7 protein-coding genes and 1 pseudogene are annotated in these 9,073 nt (G+C 42.8%); 4 read left to right on the top strand and 4 right to left on the bottom strand.

Going from position 1 to position 9,073, the window contains the following annotated elements:
- A partial coding sequence (locus ACKPQ4_RS00355) for a toxin-antitoxin system YwqK family antitoxin (protein WP_407679221.1) occupies positions 1 to 372 on the top strand: 372 nt, incomplete at its 5' end.
- A gap of 6 nt (positions 373 to 378) precedes the next feature.
- Here the strand turns inward: ACKPQ4_RS00355 and ACKPQ4_RS00350 are convergent.
- On the bottom strand, positions 379 to 1,110 hold the full coding sequence (locus ACKPQ4_RS00350) for an EI24 domain-containing protein (protein ID WP_407679220.1): 732 nt from the start codon (positions 1,108 to 1,110) through the stop codon (positions 379 to 381).
- Positions 1,111 to 1,243: 133 nt separating this feature from the next.
- Between ACKPQ4_RS00350 and ACKPQ4_RS00345 the strand changes: the two genes are divergently transcribed.
- The 3 genes from ACKPQ4_RS00345 to ACKPQ4_RS00335 are packed head-to-tail and all read left to right on the top strand — an operon-like array spanning position 1,244 to position 6,233.
- Complete coding sequence (locus ACKPQ4_RS00345) at positions 1,244 to 3,184, top strand: DNA topoisomerase IV subunit B (protein ID WP_407679219.1); 1,941 nt, start codon at positions 1,244 to 1,246, stop codon at positions 3,182 to 3,184.
- Between the two features lie 12 nt (positions 3,185 to 3,196).
- A complete protein-coding gene (locus ACKPQ4_RS00340) occupies positions 3,197 to 5,521 on the top strand; it encodes a DNA gyrase/topoisomerase IV subunit A (protein WP_407679218.1) in 2,325 nt (774 codons plus the stop codon).
- Between the two features lie 52 nt (positions 5,522 to 5,573).
- Positions 5,574 to 6,233 (top strand): hypothetical protein, encoded by a 660-nt coding sequence (locus tag ACKPQ4_RS00335; RefSeq protein WP_407679217.1) that lies wholly within the window; start codon positions 5,574 to 5,576, stop codon positions 6,231 to 6,233.
- 3 nt (positions 6,234 to 6,236) lie between these two features.
- Here the strand turns inward: ACKPQ4_RS00335 and ACKPQ4_RS00330 are convergent, their stop codons facing one another.
- The 3 genes and pseudogenes from ACKPQ4_RS00330 to ACKPQ4_RS00320 form a co-directional block, all read right to left on the bottom strand.
- A complete protein-coding gene (locus tag ACKPQ4_RS00330) occupies positions 6,237 to 6,620 on the bottom strand; it encodes a DUF3293 domain-containing protein (protein WP_407679216.1) in 384 nt (127 codons plus the stop codon).
- Positions 6,617 to 7,438 carry a hypothetical protein gene (locus tag ACKPQ4_RS00325; protein WP_407679215.1) on the bottom strand — a complete coding sequence of 274 codons (822 nt, stop codon included), beginning with the start codon at positions 7,436 to 7,438 and terminating at the stop codon, positions 6,617 to 6,619. Before ACKPQ4_RS00325 ends, ACKPQ4_RS00330 begins: the two co-directional genes overlap by 4 nt.
- Positions 7,439 to 7,450: 12 nt before the next feature.
- A pseudogene (locus ACKPQ4_RS00320) lies at positions 7,451 to 9,073 on the bottom strand (hypothetical protein); the annotation flags it as partial.

The raw sequence follows: 9,073 nt of genomic DNA, 5'->3' as shown, positions 1-9,073 counted from the left end.
CTTTGGCAAAGAGTAAGTGGTTCGCCTTATTTTTGGTGGTTTGTTGCTATGTTCCTTTTGGGACTTTTGGTCGTATTGTTACCCTCCCAGTGTTCCTTCGAGGGACTTCAGTTTGCACAGGAGGAAGCCGAGGACCTTGATACGGCTCCTTTTGTTGATCAAAATGAAGAGCTTCAGCAACGGTTGGATGGATTATGGTACAACCAAGCGGATGATCTCCCCTACACGGGATTAGGCGTTACTTTTCACCAGAACGGTCAGAAAAAGACCCGTACTAAATTTTCCGAGGGCTTGGCTATCGGTCTGATCGAGGAATGGGATAACAACGGTTCATTACTTGGGCCCCAATTCAAAAACGAATTCAAAAGATAGCCTGAATTATTGGCGGTTGGAAATATCTTTGAGTACAGAGAAGCTCTTCGTCTCCTTTTCTTGCGTGCCTAACCTGGCATGAACCAATGAGGCTCCTAGTAGCATGGGAGCAACTAAATTGATAATGGGGAATGTCCAAAGAAAAGTAGCCACCGTTCCATGTGCTAACTTTCCAGGCTTCTTTTGCCTAACCTCCCGGGGTAGGCGAAGTTCGATGAGTTGTCCGTATTCCCGGCTTAGCAGGTAACCACCCAATAAAAATTGCAAAACCAGGCCGACAGGGGGAATGAAATACCCAACGAGCAGTAGAGGGGATGCCAATAGGTAAATAAAAAGACTCCAAACAATGAAGCGCAGGGAAGAAATGGTCGACTCGATGATACCAGGTGGTTTGATCCATGCAGAGTCTGGGTAATGTTGTTCTCGTACCGCATCGAGAGCATCATCAATAAAGATACCCAGAAAAGCAGCGTATACACTGGCGAGAAAGAAATAGCCAAGCACGCCGATAAAAAAAGTACCTACAACTACCGCGACTGCTTCGAGCCATCCATCTGTCCAACTCATCCAACCGCTTAAATTGTTCGAAAAAGAATCAACCATTCGAAAAATAAAGGTACCGCCAATCAGGATAGTTATGAAGATTGCACCCAGGCTAAGAATTGTGGCCCATAAAATTGGTTTCCATAACCGGGGATCAGATAGTTGGGAAAAAGAGAGTGTGAAGTCGCGTATCATCAAATTTTATGGTGTATATTCATTCTTTCCTGTTCGCAAATTGGCAAGGTTTTTAGAGTGGATATAATTTTCAAGTGGACAAGAGGGTAGTTGATTCTAATAGATTGAAGTGTGGAAATGGAAATTGGGAAAAATGGCTGACCATAAATATACGGCGGACACCATCAAGTCGCTCGACTGGAAAGAGCACATACGACTGCGTCCAGGCATGTACATTGGAAAACTTGGAGACGGGTCTTCCGAGGATGATGGTATCTATGTTTTACTCAAAGAAGTCTTAGATAATTGTATCGATGAATTTGTCATGGGTTTTGGCAAACAGATCGATGTGGAGTGCGATGGACAGGTTGTAACAGTACGCGATCTTGGCAGAGGAATACCTTTGGAAAAATTGCTCGATTGTTCGAGCAAGATCAACACAGGTGCAAAATATGATTCTGAAGCTTTTAAAAAGTCAGTTGGGCTTAACGGGGTAGGCATTAAAGCGGTAAACGCTCTTTCCAGCATGTTTGAAATCCAGGCATTTCGTGAGGGAGAGACCCGCAGAATCGAATTTGCCGCTGGAGAAGTTCAGTCGATCGACAAAAAAAATAAGTCCACCAATGAAGACAACGGGACCATGATTTCCTATGTTCCGGACGAGTCCATGTTTAAGAAGTATCGTTACCGTAACGAATATGTGGAACGTATGCTTCGCTATTACACCTATCTTAACCGTGGCCTAACTATCCGCTACAATGGAAAACGTTTTCGCTCCAAAGATGGGTTAAGAGATTTACTCGAAGAGAACATTTCCGAGACCCCATTATACCCTATTATTTACATTGAAGGTCATGACATAGAGGTGGCATTTACTCACCTCGATCAATATGGAGAGGATTATTTCTCCTTTGTCAACGGCCAGCACACTACTCAGGGGGGAACCCATCAGGCAGCCTTTCGTGAAGCAGTGGTCAAGACGGTCCGGGATTTTGTAAAAAAGAATTTTGATGCGGCTGATGTACGCAGCGGAATTGTTGCGGCTATAAGCATAAAGGTCCAGGAACCAGTTTTTGAATCCCAGACCAAGACCAAGCTAGGATCGCTTACTGTTTCTCCGGATGGTGAGACTATACGTACTTTCGTGGGCAACTTTCTTAAGGAGAAGTTGGACAATTATTTGCACAAGCATCCGGAGGTTGCTGATGCACTTCAACAAAAAATCCAACGGAGTGAGCGTGAACGCAAGGAACTTAAGGGCATTCAAAAAATTGCACGCGAACGGGCGAAAAAGAGCAAGGTGCATAACCGCAAACTTCGTGACTGCCGCATTCATTTGAGTGGCAAAAACAAAGAGCGTTTCAAAAGCACTTTATTTATTACCGAAGGAGATTCAGCAAGTGGATCGATCACCAAGGCCAGGAATGTACAGTTTCAGGGTGTATTCAGTTTGAAGGGGAAACCGCTCAATACCTTTGGGCTTACCCGCAAGGTGGTCTATGAGAATGAAGAGTTTAATTTAATCCAAGCTGCTCTGGGAATTGAAGAAGATTTAGAGGGTTTGCACTACAATCAGGTAGTCATAGCTACCGATGCCGATGTAGATGGAATGCATATTCGTTTGCTCCTTATTACTTTCTTTCTTCAATTCTTTCCTGAATTGATCCGTCAGGGACACTTGTTTGTTTTGCAAACTCCTTTGTTTCGAGTGCGAAATAAGAAAACCACTCTTTATTGCTACGACGATACTGAACGCGAAGCGGCCCTTAAGACCCTTGGAAGAAATCCGGAGATTACGAGGTTTAAAGGACTGGGAGAAATTTCTCCTGACGAATTTAAACACTTTATTGGTGATGATATTCGTTTGGATCCAGTGAAGATAGATGCCAATGAATCTCTCAAGGAGATGCTCAAATTCTTCATGGGAAAGAACACCCCAACCAGACAGGAATATATTATCCGAAATCTTCGTTTTGAACACGATATTTTAGATGAGGATGAAGAGGGTGAGGAGAATGGAAACCCCATCCTTCCTAAGAAGAGTAAAAAGACTGAGGTTTCCAAAAAGGAGATGGTCGAGAGTGCGGCTGCCTGAATAATTTTGTAAATGAGTTCCGACCAAATCAATACCAATGAAGATTCGGGCGGGGTTCCCGAGGAAGAGGTAGATGGGGCTGATGAGTCGTCGACTAAGGAAGTTGTAGCTCGTAGGTTTGATCCCGAAGCCTTGGCTCTTGAGGGACCAAAGAGAGGAGATGACGATGCAATCTATGTCGATGATATGTACGGCGATTGGTTTCTTGACTATGCATCCTATGTTATTCTCGAACGGGCTGTACCTCATGCAGATGATGGATTAAAACCTGTTCAGCGCCGAATTCTTCATTCTATGAAGGAGTTGGATGATGGCCGATATAACAAGGTGGCCAATGTTATTGGTAACACCATGAAGTACCATCCTCACGGTGATGCTTCTATTGGAGATGCCATCGTACAAATCGGACAGAAAGATTTGTTAATTGATCCCCAGGGGAATTGGGGGAATGTACTTACAGGTGATTCTGCAGCAGCTCCTCGGTATATTGAGGCTAGGCTAACTCCCTTTGCACTGGAAGTAATTTTTAGTCCCAAGGTGACTACCTGGGCATCTTCTTATGACGGTCGGAACAAGGAACCGGTAACTTTTCCCACAAAATTTCCTTTATTATTAGCTCAGGGAGCCGAGGGAATTGCGGTTGGTTTATCCACCAAGATTCTTCCTCATAATTTCCTCGAAATCATCGATGCGATGATTGATGCCCTTCGCAAGAATCCGATTGATTTGTTACCCGACTTTCCACAGGGAGGTATGGCGGATTGTACTGCTTACAATGGCGGGGCAAGAGGTGGTCGTATCAGAGTACGTGCGAAAATTGAAGTGGTAAAAAAACACCTGCTTAAAGTTGTGGAGATTCCTTTTAGCACGACCACTACAAGTTTGATCGACTCGGTACTTGCTGCAAACGATAAGGGTAAAATTAAAATTTCCAAAATCGAGGATAACACCGCAGAGTTTGTGGAGATTATGATTCATCTGCCCTCCACTGTCTCGGCTGAAGAGGCCATGCCTGCTTTGTATGCCTTTACTGATTGTGAGGTCAGCCTTGCCCCCAATGCCTGTGTAATTAAGGATAATCATCCCCAATTCCTAGCGGTAAATGATTTGATTAAATCATCTGCCGACCTGACTAGGGATTTACTTGGACAGGAACTTGAAATCCGTCTCGCTGAGTTGCGGGAGAAGTGGCATTTTTCATCCCTTGAAAAAATATTTATCGAGAAAAGAATTTATCGGGATATAGAAAAGGAAGAAACCTGGGAGGGGGTAATTTCTGCGGTGGATAAAGGCTTAAAGCCTTACATCAAAATTTTTCGACGCTCCGTCACTCAGGATGATATTCTCCGATTGTTGGAAATTCGTATCAAGCGAATATCCAAGTTCGACTCCTTTCGTGCGGATGAAGTTATCAAAGGTTTTGAAGATGAAATTAAAGAGGTCGAAGGGCATCTTGCTCAACTTACCCGTTATGCCGTTCGTTATCTTAAGGATTTAAAAAAGAACTACGGTAAGGGAAAAGAGAGGAAAACCGAAATTAGCCGGGAGGAGGATGGTTCGCTTGCCCCCTTCGATAGAATCAATGCTGCACAGGTGGTTGTGGCCAATGAAACCCTTTACCTGAATCGGAAGGATGGATTTGCTGGGTATGGGCTGAAAAAAGACGAATCGATTGAGAAGTGCTCAAACTTGGATGATGTTATTGTTTTTGGAAAAGATGGAATTATGAAGGTGATGAAAGTTGCCGAGAAAATGTTTGTGGGTAAATCTCCTTTGCGGGTTAATGTTTTCCGAAGGGATGAGGAAAAGGTATATAACCTTGTCTACAGGGATGGGCAGAGTGGTCGTTTATATGCCAAAAAATTTAAAATAGGTGGAGTAACCCGCGATAAGGAATATCCCTTGTTTAAGACTCATTCCCGGTCCCGTATCTTTTTCTTTGCCGTACATGACAATGAAAAGAAAAACAGTCGTATACTGGTACACCTTGACCCAGAGCTTAAACGAATCAAGGAAATGGTTATTGAACTCGATTTTGCCTGGCTTGATTTACAAGGCCGTGGGGCAAAGGGTAGTACTCTAACAGCTCATAAGGTCGACCGGGTGGTCAATGCACCCAAAGAAAATGGAGATGACGAAGTTTCGGATGAGAACTCAGGGAAAGAGGAAAAGAAAATTTCTGCCCCAAAAGAAAAAAAACCTCCAGCCAAAGAGAAAGCTGTAGCTTCTAACAGCGATGATAAAAAACCTCTTTCTCAGGAAAAAAAAGGGGAGCCCGATCGTAAAGATTCTTTAGACGGAAAAGACCCAAGGAGTCAGGCAACCTTTGAGTTTTAATAGTTCATCAAAAAGCATGGTTTTTTAACCTCCCTTAATAACCCGCACTTTTATGTTCAATTCCGTGCCTAGCGAGGAAGTCTATCGAAAACTTCTTCATGGGTTTGTGATTGTTCTCCCTTTAGGGGTTTTTTACGGCCCAAATATTTTTGCGGTGGAACGGTCGTTTTTTTTATTCCTTTCATTGGGAATGCTTTTGTATTCCTTACTTACTGAGTTTATTCGTTTTCGCTACCCTCCATTCGGTCGGTGGTTTTTTGCAACTTTTGGATCGATGCTTCGGGAGGAAGAAAAAACACAAATAAGTGGAGCAACTTATATGGCTGGAGCCACTTTTCTATGTGCATGGTTGAGTACCATCAGCGAAAGTTTTGCGGCTTGTTCATGTCTGTCGCTTACCCTTTTTATTCTGGGAGATGCTGCAGCTGCTCTGGCGGGTAAATCAATAGGTCGTATTCGTATAGGTAAAAAAACCTTAGAAGGTGCAATTGCCTGTTTTCTACTTTGTATGGTTCTTGCTTATTGGGTCTTTCCTATCCTGCCTGATTTTTTGGAAAAGTGGGGTGGGGCATTTTATCTTTGGCAGGCCGCTTGTGTTGCAGCTATGATTTCGGTAATGGAATTGTTTCCCGTTCAAACGGGAAAGGTCAGATGGAATGACAATTTGTATGTTCCGGTTGTCGTTACTCTTTTTGCTGCAGTGATTCGTTAGTATTTATATCAAACGATCCTGGAAGGAGCCGATGTGAATAGGGTCTCCTTCTTGTAGGCATGGAATGATTGAAAGTTTGTCCTGTTTGATACCAAAAATTGCCCGTTGTTCAAAAGCACGGCCCCAAGCCAATGATTTTTTTCCTGATGCATTAGTAAAAAAGCTTGGTTCTTGGTGAGTTAAATCAATGGATACGCCGGTTATCGAAAAGCAATCAAATCCAGATAGTCTAATCTGTTCCTTAAGTTTTTGGTTTCGTAGTCGGTTCTCGATCTCCGATAGTTGATTATCCATGGGATTATAAGCAGTAATGATATGTCCTTCTTGGGGCCATGAGTCCTCAGAATCATTTCTGCAAAACCTCGTTTCAAAATAAGCGGGGTTCATTTGTTTTTGTCCTGTTTGGCAGAGATTCCAAATAAATTGATTACTTGCCTGACAAATTTCTTTTGCCCAGTTTTTGGACATGCTCCGTACCAGTCACTTAAATATTCCTCGAATTTTTTACTTTGTCCATTTTGTGAATGGTTTAGCCAGGAGCATGCGGACCATGCCGATCTTGGGTTTTGTTCGATAATGCTGAGTAATTTCACAGCTACCCAAAGGTTTTGTTTTCGCAGGCAAGCATTTCTAGAGAGGGCAACGCGGTTTTCTCTCCACCACGAGTGCAGTTGGAAGTTTTCCGGGTATGAACCGCCTTCTATTCGATCAATTCTATATTTGGCGAATTCAGGTGCATAGGATTGCCAGTTCGGGTAGGGGGGAGAATTATTCCAAACAACTGATAGTCTTTGCAGTGCATAAAGGGAGGCGGCCTCACATAGGCTTTCTTCAAACCATTGGTTCGTTTGATTACCTTGCTCGAAACCACATATGATATGACCAAGTTCATGGGCAAATTGAAAGACATATTGACACCAGTATCGATTCTTTGTCCCGAGCTTTATTTGTAGTTCTCCATGCTTGGTTCTTTGATGGAGAATGATGGGCGAACCATTAGTTGTGGAAATTAAAATCTTTAAGCCTGATAGGTTCGGAACTAAGGGAATAAATTGTTCAGCTGTCGTTTGTAAAACCGCAATTACTTCTTTATCGGATGCATCTCCCCAATTATTTTTCTTTAGTGCTATTTCAAACGCATCCGTTTTAAAACTAAGCAAAAATAAAAGGAGAAAAGGAGGAAGTACTCCTCGGAGTAATTTCACAAATTAGATAGATTATTCTGGTGAATGAGTATCTTCTCTTTCGTGACCCAAATAGGAAGAGGTTGAATAATCATAAAAAACAGGCAGTCCATCCTCTGACTTCACGAAGTATAACCAATCTGCAGCTTCATCTTTATAGAGGTAGGGCCAAATATCTGCCTTTGTCCATAACCAACCTTGCTCGCCAGACCACAGCCAAACGCTTCCATTTTGACCCGAAGAAGAATACAGCCAACCAAGCTGAGAATGGTATAGCCAACCTTTTTCATAATAAATAAATGTTCCAAACCAATCCGAAGTTTTCCATCCACCAAGCTCTTCAGTTACTTGACCCCACCAAATTGGAGAAGGTTCTGGGATTTCTACTTTTCTTACCGAACTTAAACCATACCCAGCTGCATTTCTAGCCCATGATCGGAAGTACATCACATCTGAAAATGGACTTTCGTTTACTTTGAGTCTAAAAGAATTTGGCGTGCCAACTCCACGAACCCAAAACACGGTAGACTTCGATTCATCTAAGGAAGTACCTGATGAAACCACAAAACCAAAATCTTCTACTTTGCCATTACCGTTAAAGTTTACATTGCCAGAAAGGTTGATACTTCCATTTTCATCAAGGTAGCCTTTAGGGGTATTTAAAATAGGTTTGTTTGTATACGAGTATTGATCATCAGGATTAGTACCTGCCAACACCTCAAACTCATTGGTAAACCCATCCCCATCTCGATCCTCGTCCCATGAATCTTCTATACCGTCACCATCCATATCCTCGATGATATTTAGCAATTCAATCTCGAATGGCTTTTCAAGAAAGGCACCGTGTTGGTCTTCTACTCTGATAATTAAATTTGTAATGACTGGATCTTTTTCAAAGTCTAAAGAACGAAGGGTAGTTAGAGAACCGTTTACATCTAAATGAAACAAGATTTCATAATCATGAGCTTTGTGTTGGTTTTCACCTACTTCGTCCAATTGCTCAAGTATTAGCGAGTATATAAGGACATCCAAATAATCAGGATCTACGCCGCTTAACACACCAACTAATGTCCCGCCAGGCATATTTTCATGAATGGTCGAAGAAGATAGAGTAAGAATAGTTGGTGGGGCGTTCACCAATATATCCCCGATTGCTGTATCTAAATCGAATGGAGAAGAATCTGCATAACCAGAAACAATCCCAGTAGCAGAATCAGTTCTTGAATTAACACACGTATTGATGACAAAAGGATTTGAGTCTGCACACCCAGAATCATCTCCGGCAGTTAGGATAATACTGGTTTTAAGTGCAAATGGGTCACAGTCTGCATACCCTGAACTTTCATTGCTTCCTGAACCACCAGTATTTAGAGCGAACGGGCTTGAATCTGCAAACCCCGAGCTTTCCTCGCCTCCTATATTATCGGTGTTAAGAACAAATGGGTTCGAGTCTGCAGATCCTGAGCTTTCCTCGCCTCCTGTATCACTGGTATTTAGTGCGAATGTGTTCGAGTCCGCATACCCTGAATCGTCCGCCCCTAGGTCGGTATTTGTGTTCAGAGCAAACGGGCTTGAGTCTGCATACCCCGAGCTTTCCTCGCCTCCCGTATCACTTGTGTTTAGTGCAAACGGGTTTGAGTCCGCATACCCTGAATC

This window comes from Candidatus Chordibacter forsetii (genome assembly GCF_964187505.1).
Lineage (GTDB): Bacteria > Verrucomicrobiota > Verrucomicrobiia > Opitutales > Seribacteraceae > Chordibacter > Chordibacter forsetii.
The sequence above is the reverse complement of the archived record's forward strand: the minus strand, read 5'-3'. Positions and strand labels throughout refer to the sequence as shown.